The sequence below is a fragment of the Cupriavidus sp. 291-E7 genome (assembly GCF_057798835.1).
In genome coordinates this window covers 68,634-84,320 of record NZ_JBYOJV010000015.1, presented here as the reverse complement: position 1 = coordinate 84,320, position 15,687 = coordinate 68,634, and the positions used below count along the sequence as shown (strand labels likewise).

The window sequence follows — 15,687 nt, the reverse complement described above, 5'->3', positions numbered from 1 at the left end:
CCCTCGCGGCGTTTCCCTTCAATCCAACAACAAAAGCGAAACCAACTTCACGCCCCCACCGGCTTCCCTTCCTTATGCCTCAACACCACCGTCGATGAGCGCGAAGGCAGCGTCCCATCCGGCCAGTTTCCACCGGCCGCGCCGGTGCCGGTCGGATGCTGGATGTTCACAAAGAACGTTGTCAAATCAGGCGTGTAGGCCAACCCGGTGATCTCACATCCCACCGGTCCCACCAGCAGTCGTCGAACCTCGCGCGTTACCTGGTCCAGGTAGTGCATCGAGTTCGCGCCAAAGATGCTTGTCGTGGACGAACCCGTTCCGGCATCGGTCTGAATCCACAGCCGGCCCTTCGGATCCACGCGAATGCCGTCCGGGCTGCTGAATGTCGCGCCGATCATGTTGCCCTTCTGGTTGGCCGCGGCAATCGACGGGTCACCGGCCAGTAGCAGAATTTCCCACTTGAATTTCGAAGCCAGCGGCGAATCGCCGTCTTCACGCCAGCGGACGATGTGCCCATGCGGATTGTTCGCGCGCGGGTTGGCGGCATCCGTTTGGACGCGACCGCCGTTGTTCGTCAGCGTGCAGTAAATCGTCTTGTCCTGGCCGACCGTGATCCATTCGGGGCGGTCCATCAGCGTGGCGCCGGCCACGCGGGCCGCGGCCTTGGTGTTGATCAGCACGTCGGCCTGCGTGTTGAAGTCGATGTTGGTCGGTGCGGGAGGCATGGCGGATTGCGTCCAGTTGCCCGGGTCCGATGCGCCGGCCAGCAGGCCGTTCTTGCCTTGCGTCAGCTCGATCCAGTCGCCGGTGCCGTCGGCGTTGAACCTGGCAGCGTACAGCGTGCCGTTGTCCAGCAGGCTGGCGTTGTTCAGGCGGTTGGTCGCGTCGAATGCGCTGCTGGGGATGAACTTGTAGATGCAGCCCGGCGTACCGTCGTCGCCCATGTAGAACGCCACGCGGTTGCTGGCGTCGGCCATGAACGCGGTGTTCTCGTGATCGAAGCGGCCCATTGCTGTGCGCTTCACGGGCAGGCCGGAGATCTGTTGCAGTGGGTCGATCTCGACGATCCAGCCGTAGCCCTCTTCGGCTTGTGTCGGGTCCAGGTAGTTATCGGTGGTTTCCTCGCACGTCAGGTAGGTGCCCCACGGCGTATGGCCGCTGGAGCAGTTGTTGAGCGTGCCGATGACAACCGGGCCCACGGCGCCGGCGGCCGGGCCGGATACGCGGTAGGCGGTGTTGCCCGAGTAGCGCTTGTTGTAGAGCGAATTGCGCTTGACCTGCCATTTGCCGGACAACAGTTCGATCTCGATGACCGAGACCCCCACCGACGACAGCACGATGCGCTTCTGCTCGGCGGTTGCGGTAGCCGGGTCGTAGCTGCCCGCCATCAGGATGGCAGCGTCCAGTGCTTCATGGTTGATCGCCAGCAGGCCGCCTTTTTGCGGGTCCACGCCGGGAATTGCGAAGAAGTGCATGCCGTCGTGATTGCCGCCGGCCTGCTGTTCGGTTTCCATCGAAGTCTGGAACGCGCCCTTGTATCCGGCCGCACCAGCGGCGACGGCATCGCCGGCGGAAAACAGTACGTAAGTTTCATACGTACTTGGCACCGTCACCTGGTTGGCCGTGATTTTCGAGGGCAGCGGCTGGAAGTTCACGCTGTAGTCCAGCGGTTGCTGGCCCGGCGCGGGAGCGGGGGCCGGCGCGGGCGAAGGAGCCGGTGCGGCGCCACCGTTGTCGTCGTCACCACCGCAGGCCGCAAGCAAGGAACTGCCGCCGAAAGCGGACAGCAGCGAAACGCCCAGGCTGCCGCGCAGCACGCGGCGGCGAGCAGGGTTGGCGGCGACCAGTTCTTCCAGCGTTTGACCAGGGACAGTCTTGTTGCCTTCGGCTTCGCGGCGTGGCGCGCGCAGCCTGTCGGTGATGTACGACATGTGTTCCTCCAGTATTTGTGGGGACGCCGCCATGCACGCCGTGCCGGCGGGGGATAGCCGGGGCAGATACTAGGGAAGGAATATGTCGCTTTGGTTACTGAATGACTGGTCATTCAGTCATTGGCGCAGGGTGCGGAGCGCCGGTTCTGAAGGCTGCTTCAGTTCGAAGTGGCCCATCCGATAACGCTAAAGGAGGCAAGTCCCGTAAGGGTTGCGGCGTCCGATGACATGGCTATGGCATCGGTGCTTGTCTCGCGCATAATCGGCGTCACGCCGAATCGACCCTTCCTGAAAAGGGCAATACATATTCGCTGGTTATTTTTTGTTGGGTTGAACAGGAGAGGTCAAACATGCATAACAAACTGGCAAGCCGCCGCCTTGCGCAATTGGCCGCGGCCACCCTCGTCGCCACGCTGGCCGCTTGTGGTGGTGGTGGCGATGACGATGGCGGATCGGTGGTGCGCGTCTCGGAGGCATCCACGTTGTCGCCGAAGGCCGTGAGCGCCGTAGTAGCCAATCCCACACGCTGGATTCCGTCGCTTACGGACACCTGGCAGCTCCAGCTGCAAGGCACGATCAACACCAGCTATAACGTCGCCGTCTACGACATCGATTTGTTCGATACACCGCAAGCCACCATCAATGCATTGAAGGCCCAGGGCAAGCGGGTGGTCTGCTATTTCTCCGCAGGCAGTAGCGAGAACTGGCGCCCTGATTACTCGAAGTTCCTGCCGGCCGATATGGGCAACGCGCTGGACGGCTGGGCGGGTGAGCGCTGGCTCGATACGCGGTCGGCCAACGTGCGCGCCATCATGCAGGCGCGTATGGATCTGGCCAAGTCGAAGGGTTGCGATGGTATCGATGCGGATAACGTCGACGGCTATACCAACAATCCGGGTTTGCCGCTGACGGCCGCAACGCAGCTCGACTACAACCGTTTCCTGGCTGACCAGGCGCACGCGCGCGGGCTGGCGGTGGGCCTGAAGAATGCGGTCGCGCAGTTGAGCGACCTCGCATCGTCATTCGATTTTGCGGTGAACGAGCAGTGCTTCCAGTACAACGAGTGCAGCGGTTATTCGGCATTCACGGTGCAGGGCAAGCCTGTGTTCAACGTCGAATATCAGTCGAAGTGGAAGGATGCGGCCACGCGCCAGAAGCTATGCGCCAAGGCGAAGGCGCTGAATCTGCATACGCTGGTGCTGCCATTGGCGTTGAATGACAAGTTCCGATACACCTGCGATTGATGCGCTGAAGGTGGGCGGCTATTTGTTGCCCACCTTTTCCATTTCGCGCCAGGCCAGGTACAACCGCGTATCGAACTCGAGCTGGTGATATTGCGGTTCCATATGCTCGCAGAGCCGATAGAAAGCCTTGTTGTGATCGGACTCTTTCAAGTGCGCGAGCTCATGCACGACGATCATGCGCAGGAATTCGGGCGGCGCTTCCTTGAATAGCGACGCCACGCGGATTTCCTTCTTCGCTTTCAGCTTGCCGCCTTGCACGCGCGAAATCGCCGTGTGAAGACCCAGCGCATGCTGCGCGGTATCGAGTCGCGCGTCGTAACCCACCTTGTGCAGCGGCGGTGCGCTGCGCAGATATTCCTGCTTGATTTCGGCGGTGTAATCGTAGAGCGCGCGATCGGTCTGGACCGTGTGCCGTTCGGGGTAGCGGCGCGCAATGTGGTCGCCCAGCGTGCCGGCCGCCATCGCGGCGCGCACCTGGTCGAGCACGTTGGGCGGATAACCGCCCAGGAATCGCATCGGGTCTTTCACGCCCGGCCGCCAGCCTTCGGTCACGTCGATTTAGTGGTGATGATGGTGGTGGTGCATCCAGCTGTTATCCATCGAGTTCACAAAGGACTCGACGGCATCCTTGTCGCCAGTTGCATGGCGCATCAACTCACCACACTTGCAGAAGCCCTGGTATGGCGTGATGTGCGAGCAGGCCGACGTCTTCTGCAGGTACAGCGTGACGGGTTTCGTGCACTTCTTGCATTTGAACTTGAGGGTCAGGGCGGGCTTGCTCATGGAAATCCGTTGAAAACTGCGTGAATGCGAAACCTTGCATTGTACCGGCCAGGCCCGATCGGCGTGGAGCGGACAAAAGCGCACGGCCCGTTTGCTACACTCCCGCCATTCCCCGAATTCCAATCGAATCCAACCAGACAGCTCTCATGGCACAGTACGTTTTCACCATGAACCGCGTGGGCAAGATCGTTCCGCCCAAGCGTCACATTCTCAAGGACATTTCGCTGTCCTTCTTCCCCGGCGCCAAGATCGGCGTGCTGGGCCTGAACGGCTCGGGCAAGTCGACGCTGCTGAAGATCATGGCGGGCCTCGACAAAGAGATCGAAGGCGAAGCCACGCCGATGCCGAACCTGAACATCGGCTACCTGCCGCAGGAGCCGCAGCTCGATCCCGAGCAGACGGTGCGTGAATCGGTGGAAGAAGCGCTTGGCGGCGTGTTCGAAGCGCGCAAGAAGCTCGACGAAATCTATGCGGCCTATGCCGAGCCGGACGCTGACTTCGACGCGCTGGCCGCTGACCAGGCCAAGTACGAGGCCATCCTGGCCGCCAGCGATGGCAACAATGTCGAACTGCAGCTGGAAATCGCCGCCGACGCGCTGCGCCTGCCGCCGTGGGACGCCAAGATCGGCCAGCTGTCCGGTGGTGAAAAGCGCCGTGTGGCGCTGTGCCGCCTGCTGCTGTCGCGCCCGGACATGCTGCTGCTCGACGAACCGACCAACCACCTGGATGCTGAATCGGTGGACTGGCTCGAGCAGTTCCTGACGCGCTTCCCGGGTACCGTCGTGGCAGTGACCCACGACCGCTACTTCCTGGACAACGCCGCCGAGTGGATTCTGGAACTGGACCGCGGCCACGGCATTCCCTGGAAGGGCAACTACAGCTCGTGGCTGGAGCAGAAGGAAAACCGCCTGAAGCAGGAAGAGGCCAGCGAATCGGCCCGCCAGAAGGCGCTGAACAAGGAACTGGAGTGGGTGCGCCAGAACCCGAAGGGCCGTCAGGCCAAGTCGAAGGCGCGACTGGCCCGTTTCGACGAACTGAACAGCCAGGAATACCAGAAGCGCAACGAAACCCAGGAAATCTTCATACCCGTGGGTGAGCGCCTGGGTAACGAGGTCATCGAGTTCGACAACGTCAGCAAGGGCTTTGGCGATCGCATGCTGATCGAGAACCTGAGCTTCAAGGTGCCGCCGGGCGCCATCGTCGGCATCATCGGCCCGAACGGCGCCGGTAAGTCGACGTTCTTCAAGATGCTGGCGGGCAAGGAACAGCCGGATAGCGGCGAGATCAAGATCGGGCCGACGGTGAAGATGGCGTTCGTCGACCAGAGCCGCGATGCACTGGACGGCAGCAAGACCGTGTTCGAGGAAATCTCGGGCGGTTCGGACATCCTGACCGTGGGCAGGTACGAAACGCCGTCGCGTGCGTACATCGGCCGCTTCAACTTCAAGGGCGGTGACCAGCAGAAGACCGTGGGCACGCTGTCCGGTGGTGAACGGGGCCGCCTGCACATGGCCAAGACGCTGATCGCCGGCGGCAACGTGCTGCTGCTGGATGAACCGTCGAACGACCTCGATGTGGAAACGCTGCGCGCGCTGGAAGACGCGCTGCTGGAATTCGCTGGCTGCGTCATGGTGATTTCCCATGACCGCTGGTTCCTGGACCGTATCGCCACCCACATCCTCGCCTTCGAAGGCGATTCGCATGTGGAGTTCTTCCCCGGCAACTACCAGGAATACGAAGCCGACAAGAAGAAGCGCCTGGGCGAAGAAGCCGCCAAGCCCAAGCGCATCCGCTACAAGCCCATCACGCGCTGATTGGCGCGCTGATCGTCTTGCGTCCCTCTCCCGTCCCGCGGGAGCGGGGCGCAAGATGCACCATCAAGCCTTCACCAGTCTTATCAGCGTAATCTCCGAAGGCGCCCCAAACCGCTTCGGCGGACCCCAGTAGCCCGTTCCGCGGCTCACATAGATCCACATGCTTTCATGCCGGTTCAGCCCATGCACATAGGGCTGCTGCATCGGTACGAACAGATTCCACGGCCAGAACTGGCCACCATGCGTGTGACCCGACAATTGCAGATCGAAGCCCGCTGCCGCGGCGGCCGGTGCCGATCGCGGCTGGTGGGCGAACAGTACGCGCGCGCCTGCATCGGCGGGCGCACCGTCCAGCGCCTTCACCGGATCGCTGCGATGGCTTTCGATAAATCCCCCGGCTGTGTAGTCCGTCACGCCCCCGAGCACCAGCGACGCGCCGCCGCGTGCCACCACGACATGCTCGTTCATCAGCACGCGCAGCCCCAGGCGTGTCAGCTCTTCGATCCACGGCTCCGCGCCCGAGTAATACTCGTGATTGCCCGTCACCACATAGGCGCCATGCTTTGCTGATAGCCGTGCAAACGGCGCGGTATGGGACGACAGCTCGCGCACCGAGCCATCCACCAGATCGCCGGTAATCGCAATCGCGTCCGGCTTCAGCCCGTTCACGGCATCAACGATGCGATTCAGGTATGGCGCCTTGATGGTCGGTCCCACGTGGATATCGCTGATCTGCGCGATTGCGAAACCTTCCAATGCGTCCGGCAGGTTGGCGATCGGCACGTCCACCTTCTTGACCCTGGCCAGCCCGCGCGCATTGAAGTAGCCGATCACGGATATGGCGATCGATAACCCGACAACCGCGGTCGCACTATAGAAGGCCAGCCCGGCGGGCTGCCAGCGCGCCAGCATGGCCACCAGCAGAAAGAGGTCGCGCGCAAAGGTCAGCACCAGCAGCGACGAGAAAAATCCCATTGCGAGCATGCCGGTCCAGCTCAGCTTGTCTGCCCAGTCGCCGGCAAGACGCCGCGCCATCAGGGCGGCGGGGATCAGTAGCGTCGACGCGATCAACCACAGTACCGCCAGCGCGTGGATGGCTGTTGGCAGGGGCAGCGCGGGCAGCAGCCGCGCGCCGATATAGGCGTGAAGCAGTGCGACGATCGCGGTGGGAACCAGCAGGGAACGGCGGGAGCGCCTGGTACTCATGGCAGGGGGCATCAGAGTCGGATTCGAGTGTAGGTGAGGCTGCGCCGTCGGTGCTTCAAGGGCCGGCTGCCTGTTGATACGCGATGTGCGCCCGGCGCCTCTCTGAATGATTGTGATCTGTAGGATTTGCGCGGGTGGTTGAATGTTTTCGTCGCGTATTGTTCCTGCAAGCGCACTAATTTAGATTCATCTCACGCTGAACGCCGGAGATTCCATGTCTTTCGCCAAGCTTCTTCGCCTGAGCCAGACACTGCTCGCCGTGGCGCTGCTGGTCGCCATTCCGACGACTGTGCGGGCGGCCAAGCCCGCCACGCTGGCCAATACCGCCCAGCCGCTTGCGCCGCTGAGCTGGCCGCGCAACTTCGAGGTGGCGGGCGACCATGTCGAGCTGTACCAGCCGGAAATCGAGAAATGGGAAGGCAACCGGCTGGCGAGCCGCGCTGCCGTGGGTATCGGCGCCAAGGACGGCACGCCCGTCTATGGGGTGGCGCGGTTCTCGGCAACGGCCGATATCGACAAACCATCGTCGCTGGTGCAACTGAGCAATATCCAGATCGACAGTGTCGACGTGCCGACCCGGCCCGAAGCTGCCGACAAGGTGCGGCAGGCGCTGATTGGCCGCCTGTCGCCCCAGGGCCTGACCGTGCCGCTGGAAGAACTGCAGGCCAGCTACGCGGTGTCGCAGCAACTGGCCAAGGCAGCGCGTGTGCCGGTAAAGAACGACGCGCCGCAGATCCTTTTTGCCACCACGCCGACCGTTCTGGTGCATGTCGATGGCGATCCGGCGTGGCGCCAGGCCGCCGGCACGTCCTACGAGCGCGCCATCAACAGTCGCGCGTTGCTGCTGCGCGAAGCAGGCGGAGAACTGTGGCTGCAGGTGGCCGGATACTGGTACCGCTCGGAATCCGCGGGCGGCACTTGGGAGCCAGTGGCCACGCCGCCCGCCGCATTGCTGGGCGCGGCGAGCAAGATCGCCGCAGGCAAGGACGAACCCAAGCCCGATCCGATGATGCCCGCCGATGGCAAGAAGCCGCCGCGCGCGCCGGCGGTGCTGATGGCCACGCGGCCCGCCGAACTGATCCTGACCACGGGCGAGCCGCAGATGACGCCGGTCGGTGGCACCGGTCTGCTGACGATGTCGAACGCCGACCATGCGGTATTCATCGATCCGTCGAGCAACCAGACCTATGTGCTGATTTCGGGCCGCTGGTTCCGGGCGGCGATGCTCAACGGCCCCTGGGAGCACGTGCAGGGCACGCAGTTGCCACCGGACTTTGCGAAGATCTCGCCACAGGACCCCAAGGCCAACGTGCTGGTATCGGTGCCGGGCACCCCGCAGGCGCGCGAGGCCGAGATCGCGGCGACGATTCCGCAAACGGCGTCGGTGTCGCGCTCCAAGGCGGTGGCGGCGATTACCTATGACGGACCGCCGAAGTTCGAGTCGATCCCGAGCACGTCGCTGCGCTATGCGATCAACACCGGCACGCCGGTGATCGAGGTCGACAGCACGCACTACTATGCCGTGGTCAACGGTGTCTGGTTCACCGCCAGCGTGCCGGGCGGACCGTGGCAGGTTGCCACCGAGGTGCCGTCGGCCATCTACACGATCCCGCCCAACTCACCGCTGTACTACGTGACCTATGTGCGGATCTATTCGGTCACACCCACCGCCGTGGTGGTGGGCTACACGCCGGGGTATCTGGGCGTGGTGGTCGGTCCCGACGGCACCGTGGTCTATGGCACGGGCTACGTGTATCCGCCCTACGTCGGCACCTACTACTACGGATACCCGGTGACGTACGGCTACGGCGCGGGGTTTGGGATTGGCGTGGCGGAAGGGTTCGCCTTCGGCTTCGCAGCCGGGGCGATCTGGGGTTCCGCCGTGCCGTACTGGGGACCGTACTGGTATGGCGGCGCCAACTTCGTCAACGTCAACCAGGCCAACTTCTATGGCCGATGGGGGCAAGGCACGGTGACCCATGCCGAAGGGTGGAATTCGTGGACCGGCACGCAGTGGCGCGGTACCGCCGGTTCTGGCTACAACGCGGCCACCGGCGCGCGCTTCCAGGGCAGCCAGGGTGCCGCGTTCAACCCATACTCGGGCAACTATGCGGCGGGCCGGCAGGGTTCGTTCGCCAATCCGTCAACGGGACGCGAAGGCGCGGCACGCGGCGGCGTGGCCGGCAACGAATACACGGGTAACTATGCCGCCGGCCGGCAGGCGGCGGGCTACAACGCACAGACCGGGCGTGTCGGTGCCGCGGAAGCCGGCATCACGGGCAATACGCAGACCGGCCAGTACACGGCGGGCAGCCGTGGCTTTGTCGCCAATCCGAACAAGGACAATGCGGTGGTCTGGAACAACGGCAATGTCTACGCGGGCCATGATGGCAACGTCTATCAGCACACCGACAACGGCTGGCAGAAACATACGACCAACGGCTGGGAGCCCGTGCAGCAGAACAATGAGATGCAGGGCCGGCTGGATCAGCAGCGCCAAGCACGCCAAACGGGGCAGCAGCGGTTCAATAGCGCGGCGGCACAGCAATGGCAGGGGCGGTTTTCAGGAGGTGGCGGCCGCTTTGGCGGCGGCGGTGGCGGACGGTTCCACGGATTCAGGCGATAGCATCGCGCACATTGAAACGCTGCCATCCACGGCGCACAATTTCATTACGATTTCCCTTAACGCCGTTGACTAAAAGATTCAGTGGTCGCGGTCTTTGCACAGTCATAACCTGCCGCATACAGGGGCGCATTGCGCGCCCGGTACGCCAAGGAGCGGCTGATGACGCGGGCAGTTCAGATGGCGCGGGTGCGCCGGATTGCGGTTTTCGTAGCGACCATCCTGACACTGGCCGCCTGCGGCAAGTCCGAACCACCAGCGGCGGCACAGCAGGCCGTTCCCGTGCAGGTCTTCAAGACCCGTGCGCAGGACCTGCCGGTCACGTTCGATTTCGTCGGACAGACGCAGAGCGACCAGGCCGTTGACATCCGCGCCCGCGTGGCTGGTTTCCTGATCAAGCGTAATTACACCGAAGGTGCGGTGGTCAAGACGAACCAGCTGCTCTTCGAGATCGATCACAAGCCGTTTCAGGCCCAGCTCGATGCCGCCCGCGCGCAGTTGCAGCAGCAGAAGGCGCGGCTCGAAGTGGCCCGCGCCAATCTGGCGCGTGTGAAGCCACTGGCGGCGCGCAACGCGCTTTCGCAGAAAGATCTCGACGATGCCACCGGAAATTTTCATGAAGCCTCGGCGGGCGTGGAGCAGGCCATCGCCGAGGTGGAAACCCAGCAGCTGAACCTGTCCTATACCTATGTGCGCGCACCGGTGGACGGCGTATCGAGTTTCGCGGTGCTGCCCGAAGGTGCCTATGTCAGCACCACCAACAGTCTGCTGACCACGGTGTCCACGCTGCAGCCGATGCGGATCAACTTCAGCGTGTCCGAGCCGCAGACACTGCAATTCCGCGCGCAGCGACTCGATAAGTCGCTAGTCGTGCCCGACGACCAGCATTACACCGTCACCGTCGTCATGGCCGATGGCAGCGAGTATCCGCACCAGGGCCGCATCACGTTCGCCGATGCCACCTACAACCAGCAGACCGGTACCTTCCTGGTGCGCGCGCTGATGCCCAATCCCGACGGGGTGCTACGGCCAGGCCAGTTCGTGCGCGTGCTGGTGGACGGCGCCCGGCGCCCCAATGCCATCGTCGTCCCGCAGCGCGCGGTGATGCACGGGCCGAAAGGCGACGTCGTGTTTGTCATCGACAAGGACAACAAGGCCATGCCGCGCCCGGTGATGGTGGGCGAGTTGTCCGGTCCGATGTGGCGCATCGCCAAGGGCTTGCAGCCCGACGAGGTGGTGGTGGTCGACGGCGCCGGCAAGCTCACCGAAGGCGCGCCGGTGCGCGTCACCGGCGACGCACCGCTGGCGGCCGTGGGCGAGGGCAGCCGGCCCGCGGCACCCGCGTCCGCGGGGGCTTCCGCGCCAACCGCCACCAAGCCCTGACCGGAGGCCGCCATGCTCTCAGCCTTCTGCGTCAACCGGCCGATCTTCGCGATGGTCATATCGCTGATCATTGTCATCGGCGGCGGCGTGGCGATGTTCGCGCTGCCCATCGCCCAGTATCCCGATATCACGCCGCCGCAGGTGACCGTCAGCGCCACCTACGCGGGCGCCGACTCCGATACGGTGGCCCAGACAGTGGCCGCGCCGATCGAGACCCAGGTCAATGGCGCGGACAACATGATCTACATGCAGTCCACGTCCTCGCCAACCGGATCGATGACGCTGAACGTCTACTTCGACATCGGCACCGATCCGGACACGGCGCAGGTGCAGGTCCAGAACCGCGTGAACCTGGCGCTGCCGCAGTTGCCCGATACGGTGCAGAAGACCGGTATCAACGTGCAAAAGCGCTCGTCGAGCTTCCTGCTGCTGATTGCCGTCTATTCGCCCGATGGCCGATTCGATCAGCAGTACATCAACAACTACGCGAACCTGTATGTACTCGATGCCATCAAGCGCGTGAACGGCGCCAATCAGGCGCAGATCATGGGTTCGGCGGATCTGGCGATGCGCATCTGGCTGCGGCCGGATCGCATGGCCGCGCTTGGTATCACCGCGCAGGACGTGCAGCGCGCCGTGCAAAGCCAGAACGAACAGTTCGGTGCCGGCAGCGTCGGGCAGGCACCGAATGCCAAGCCGGTGGAGTTGTCGTTCCCGCTGGTCACGCCGGGACGGCTGACCACGCCCGAGCAGTTCGACAACATCATCCTGCGCGCCGACAGCCAGGGCGCGGCCATTGTACGGCTGCGCGATGTGGGGCATGCGGAGATCGGCCAGCAGCAGTACACGCTGCGTTCGTCGTTGAACAGCAAGGCGGCGACGATCATCGCGGTCTACCAGCAGCCCGGCTCCAACGCGATTCAGGTGGCCAAGGATGTGAAGAAGACGCTCGATGAAATGTCGAAGACGTTCCCGGCTGGCATGGCGTACAAAATATCGCTCGATACCACCGAGTTCGTCAGCGCTTCGATCGAGGAAGTGGTGCACACGCTGGTGGAAGCCGTGATCCTGGTGGTGCTGGTGGTGTTCATCTTCCTGCAGAACTTCCGCGCCACGGTGATTCCGGTGCTGGCCGTGTTCGTGTCGATCATCGGCACGTTTGCCGGGCTGCTGGCGCTCGGGTTTTCGATCAATCTGCTGACGCTGTTCGCGCTCGTGCTGGCCATCGGCATCGTGGTGGACGATGCCATCGTGGTGGTGGAGAACGTCGAGCGGAACATGGCGGAGTTCAAGCTGTCGCCGCGCGAAGCGACGTTGCGCGCGATGGAGGAAGTGACCGGCCCGGTGATCGCCATCGTGCTCGTGCTTTCCGCCGTGTTCATACCGGTGGCGTTCGTGTCGGGCACCACCGGCCAGCTATACCGGCAGTTCGCGCTGACCATTGTGGTGTCGGTGGTGATCTCGGGCTTCTGCGCGTTGACGCTGTCGCCCGCGCTGGCCGCGATGATCCTGAAGCCGGGACATCACACGCCGTGGCGCGGCTTTGTCTGGTTCAACGACAAGTTTGACCGGCTGGTGCACCACTATGGCACCTGGGTGCGCGGCTTCATGCGACGCGCGGTGCTGGCGCTTGGCCTGTTCGCGGTGATGATGGTGGCGGTGTGGCAGATGTTCTCGCACATCCCCACGGCGTTCGTTCCGGCCGAGGATCAGGGCTACATCCTCGTGGCCGTGATCATGCCGGACTCGGCCAGCCTGGACCGCACGGAGAAAGTGACCGAGCAGGTGGCGGCGATGTTCCGGCAGCATCCCGCCGTGGAGGATGCATCGGCGCTGTCGGGCTACAGCTTTATCGACAGCCAGTACAAGACCAATGCGGGCACCGTGTTCGTCGGCATGAAGAGTTTCAAGAAGCGCGACTCGGCGGACCTCGGCGTGCCGGCCATGCTGCACGAAATGACGCCGAAGCTGCGCGCGATTCCCGAAGCCATCATCATTCCGGTGAACCCGCCATCGATACCCGGACTGGGTTCGCAAGGCGGCTTCGAGTTCTGGGTCCAGAACCGCGGCACGGGCAGCACGGCCGAGCTGGAGGGCGTGACGCGCAACTTCATCAAGGCCGCGGCCAATCACAAGGAATTGGGCCGCCTGACCAGCACGATCCAGTCGGCGTCACGCCAGATGCGCGTGGAGGTGGACAAGGAGAAGGCCGAAACGATGGGTGTGCCGATTTCCGATGTGTACGGCACGCTGCAGACGCAATTCGGTTCGCTCTACGTGAGCCAGTTCTCGCAGTACAGCCGCGTGTGGCAGGTGATCCTGCAGGCGGAGCCGCAGTACCGGGGCACGCCCAACGATCTGGAATACCTGTACGTGCGTGGCCGCGACAACAAGATGGTGCCGGTATCTGGACTATTGTTGAACCACTACGGCAGCGGGCCGGACCTGCTGTCGCGCTTTAACAATTTCCCAGCGGCGAAGATCACCGGCGATGCCGCGCCTGGCTATAGCTCCGGCCAGGCACTGGCCGCGATGGAGGCCGTGGCGCGCGAAACGCTGCCGGCCAGCTACAGCTTTGCATGGAGCGGCGAGGCGTTCGAGCAGAAGAAATCGGGCAACACCACCACCATCGTGTTCGTGTTTGGCATCGTCATGGTGTTCCTGATCCTGGCGGCGCAGTACGAGTCGTGGTCGCTGCCGCTGTCGATCCTGACGGCGGTGCCGTTCGGCATCTTTGGCGCGCTATTGGCGATTCTGTTGCGAGGGCTGTCGAACGACGTGTACTTCCAGATCGGCATGGTGACGCTGATAGGACTGGCCGCGAAGAACGCGATCCTGATCGTCGAGTTCGCGGTAATGAAGCACAAGGAAGGTTTGTCGCATGCCGATGCCGCGGTCGAGGCAGCCAAGCTGCGGCTGCGTCCGATCGTGATGACGTCGCTGGCGTTCATCCTGGGCGCGGTGCCGCTGTTCATCGCTTCGGGGGCGGGGTCGAACTCGCGCCATTCGATCGGTACCGGCATCATCGGCGGCATGATTGCGGCCACGACGCTGGCGCTGTTGTTCGTGCCGCTGTTCTCGTGGATCGTTGGCTCGGCGGCGGACAAGTGGGCGGCGCGCAAGCGCGGACCCGTGCCGGAATCCGCCGTCACGCCGCCCACGCCCCAAGCTGGAGAACCGTCATGAAGCGTACCTGCCGCTGCGCGATGCTGGCCCTCGGTGCCGGCCTGATGTCGGCCTGTTCCATCGGCCCCAATTACCAGCGCCCCGAGGTGGCCCAGCCACCGGCGTACCGGCTCGATACGGGCCTGCTGACCGTGGCGGCTGACGACGACTGGTGGAACAGTTTCAATGACCCGGTGTTGACGGCGATGGTCGAGACCGCGCTGCGCAACAACTACGACGCGCGCATCGCATCGGCGCGTATCGACGAATTCCGCGCGCAGTTGATGATTGCGCGGTCGGGTTTCTATCCGCAAATCAACGCGACGGCAGCGGCGGGACGGCAGAAGGGCGGCACGTTGAATGGCACGGCGTTCGAGTCGTTCGGCGGGCCGCGCAATTCGTACGAGGCACTGCTGAACGCGAGTTGGGAGATCGACCTCTGGGGCCGCATCCGACGGCAGGCCGAAGCCGCGGAAGCCAGCCTGTGGAATGCCGAATACACGCGGCGCGGCGTGGTGCTGTCGCTGGCCGCATCGGTCGTGCAAGGGTATGCCACGCTGCGCGGGTTCGATGCGCAATTGGAAGTCGCGCAGCAGACGTTGGTCACGCGCGGCCAGGCGCTGGACATCTTCAAGCAGCGCTATGAAGGCGGCGTGATTTCGCAGGTCGAGCTTGCACAATCGGAAAACGATTACTACTCGGCCGAGGCGACGATTCCAACGCTGCGTAGTTCGATCGCGCAGACAGAGAACGCGCTGTCGCTGCTGCTGGGACGCGAGCCGGGAACGATCGAGCGGGGCAAATCGATCACGGATCTGCAGGCTCCGGGCGTGGGCGCCGACCTGCCGGCCGCACTGCTGGCGCGCCGGCCCGACGTATTGCAGGCCGAGCAGCAGGCCGTGGCCGCCAATGCGCAGGTGGGTGCGGCGCAGGCGCTGTTCCTGCCATCGGTCAATCTGTCGGGATTTTTCGGAGCGCTCGCCACTTCACCGGGCGCGCTGTGGCACAGCGCATCGCAGATATGGGGATTCGGCGCGAACCTGACGCAGCCCGTATTCCAGGGCGGCGCGATTCGCGGGCAGGTCAATGCGGCGGAAGCAGTCAGCAGCCAGGCGATGCTTGGCTATCAGTCGAGTGTGCTGAATGCACTGGCCGATGTGAACACGTCGCTGGCCAACGGCATCGAAACGCGCAACCGGCTGATCAGCCTGCGCAAGCAGGAGCAGAGCCTGACGATCTACGCGGACCAGGCCAACGCACGCTACGAGGGCGGCTATTCGAGCTATCTCGAAGTCACCGATGCACGGCAGAAGCTGTTCAGCGTGCAGCTTGCGGCGATCCAGGGGCAGGTCGACGTGCTGACGAGCGCGGCCGGGCTGTACAAGGCGCTGGGCGGAGGGTGGCCGGCAGTGCCGCCCGATGTGCGGGATGCCGGCCTGGTGGGCGAGGCCAAGGCGAACACGCCAACCACGCGCTAGGTTCGCCCGTCGTCTTCGACTGCGCGGATGGTTCATCCGGCCCGCCTTTCCCACGAATGG

General features: G+C 63.8%; 10 protein-coding genes. 6 read left to right on the top strand and 4 right to left on the bottom strand.

What is annotated here, in order from left to right:
- Positions 1–47: 47 nt before the first annotated feature.
- A complete protein-coding gene (locus tag AC3FLX_RS23900; protein ID WP_488699807.1) occupies positions 48–1,931 on the bottom strand; it encodes a PhoX family protein in 1,884 nt (627 codons plus the stop codon).
- 350 nt (positions 1,932–2,281) lie between these two features.
- Between AC3FLX_RS23900 and AC3FLX_RS23895 the strand changes: the two genes are divergently transcribed.
- Complete coding sequence (locus AC3FLX_RS23895; RefSeq protein WP_488699806.1) at positions 2,282–3,175, top strand: endo alpha-1,4 polygalactosaminidase; 894 nt, start codon at positions 2,282–2,284, stop codon at positions 3,173–3,175.
- Positions 3,176–3,193: 18 nt separating this feature from the next.
- On the opposite strand, the gene AC3FLX_RS23890 is transcribed toward AC3FLX_RS23895, so the two are convergent.
- Together AC3FLX_RS23890 and AC3FLX_RS23885 are read right to left on the bottom strand one after the other, a co-directional pair.
- Positions 3,194–3,691, bottom strand: coding sequence for a M48 metallopeptidase family protein (locus tag AC3FLX_RS23890; protein ID WP_488699888.1), 498 nt, complete (start codon positions 3,689–3,691; stop codon positions 3,194–3,196).
- Positions 3,692–3,733: 42 nt separating this feature from the next.
- A complete protein-coding gene (locus AC3FLX_RS23885) occupies positions 3,734–3,958 on the bottom strand; it encodes a hypothetical protein (RefSeq protein WP_061953311.1) in 225 nt (74 codons plus the stop codon).
- 146 nt (positions 3,959–4,104) lie between these two features.
- Between AC3FLX_RS23885 and ettA the strand changes: the two genes are divergently transcribed.
- Positions 4,105–5,772, top strand: a complete 1,668-nt coding sequence (ettA, locus tag AC3FLX_RS23880) for an energy-dependent translational throttle protein EttA (RefSeq protein ID WP_488699805.1) — start codon at positions 4,105–4,107, stop codon at positions 5,770–5,772.
- A 63-nt stretch (positions 5,773–5,835) separates the two neighbouring features.
- Here ettA and AC3FLX_RS23875 read toward each other — a convergent pair whose 3' ends face one another.
- On the bottom strand, positions 5,836–6,990 hold the full coding sequence (locus AC3FLX_RS23875) for a metallophosphoesterase (protein ID WP_488699804.1): 1,155 nt from the start codon (positions 6,988–6,990) through the stop codon (positions 5,836–5,838).
- A 202-nt stretch (positions 6,991–7,192) separates the two neighbouring features.
- Between AC3FLX_RS23875 and AC3FLX_RS23870 the strand changes: the two genes are divergently transcribed.
- The 4 genes from AC3FLX_RS23870 (at position 7,193) to AC3FLX_RS23855 (ending at position 15,627) form a co-directional block, all read left to right on the top strand.
- On the top strand, positions 7,193–9,604 hold the full coding sequence (locus AC3FLX_RS23870) for a carbohydrate-binding family V/XII (protein ID WP_488699803.1): 2,412 nt from the start codon (positions 7,193–7,195) through the stop codon (positions 9,602–9,604).
- Positions 9,605–9,763: 159 nt separating this feature from the next.
- Entirely contained in the window at positions 9,764–10,984 is a 1,221-nt protein-coding gene (locus AC3FLX_RS23865) for an efflux RND transporter periplasmic adaptor subunit (RefSeq protein WP_488699802.1), read from the top strand.
- Positions 10,985–10,996: 12 nt separating this feature from the next.
- Complete coding sequence (locus AC3FLX_RS23860; RefSeq protein WP_488699801.1) at positions 10,997–14,170, top strand: efflux RND transporter permease subunit; 3,174 nt, start codon at positions 10,997–10,999, stop codon at positions 14,168–14,170.
- Positions 14,167–15,627 (top strand): efflux transporter outer membrane subunit, encoded by a 1,461-nt coding sequence (locus tag AC3FLX_RS23855; RefSeq protein ID WP_488699800.1) that lies wholly within the window; start codon positions 14,167–14,169, stop codon positions 15,625–15,627. Before AC3FLX_RS23860 ends, AC3FLX_RS23855 begins: the two co-directional genes overlap by 4 nt.
- Positions 15,628–15,687: the final 60 nt, after the last annotated feature.

Coding starts and splice junctions, on each gene's coding strand:
- AC3FLX_RS23875 (WP_488699804.1), bottom strand. CDS start 6,990: ATGCCCCCTGCCATGAGTACCAGGCGCTCCCGCCGTTCCCTGCTGGTT.
- AC3FLX_RS23885 (WP_061953311.1), bottom strand. CDS start 3,958: ATGAGCAAGCCCGCCCTGACCCTCAAGTTCAAATGCAAGAAGTGCACG.
- AC3FLX_RS23890 (WP_488699888.1), bottom strand. CDS start 3,691: ATGCGATTCCTGGGCGGTTATCCGCCCAACGTGCTCGACCAGGTGCGC.
- ettA (WP_488699805.1), top strand. CDS start 4,105: ATGGCACAGTACGTTTTCACCATGAACCGCGTGGGCAAGATCGTTCCG.
- AC3FLX_RS23895 (WP_488699806.1), top strand. CDS start 2,282: ATGCATAACAAACTGGCAAGCCGCCGCCTTGCGCAATTGGCCGCGGCC.
- AC3FLX_RS23900 (WP_488699807.1), bottom strand. CDS start 1,931: ATGTCGTACATCACCGACAGGCTGCGCGCGCCACGCCGCGAAGCCGAA.
- AC3FLX_RS23860 (WP_488699801.1), top strand. CDS start 10,997: ATGCTCTCAGCCTTCTGCGTCAACCGGCCGATCTTCGCGATGGTCATA.
- AC3FLX_RS23865 (WP_488699802.1), top strand. CDS start 9,764: ATGACGCGGGCAGTTCAGATGGCGCGGGTGCGCCGGATTGCGGTTTTC.
- AC3FLX_RS23870 (WP_488699803.1), top strand. CDS start 7,193: ATGTCTTTCGCCAAGCTTCTTCGCCTGAGCCAGACACTGCTCGCCGTG.
- AC3FLX_RS23855 (WP_488699800.1), top strand. CDS start 14,167: ATGAAGCGTACCTGCCGCTGCGCGATGCTGGCCCTCGGTGCCGGCCTG.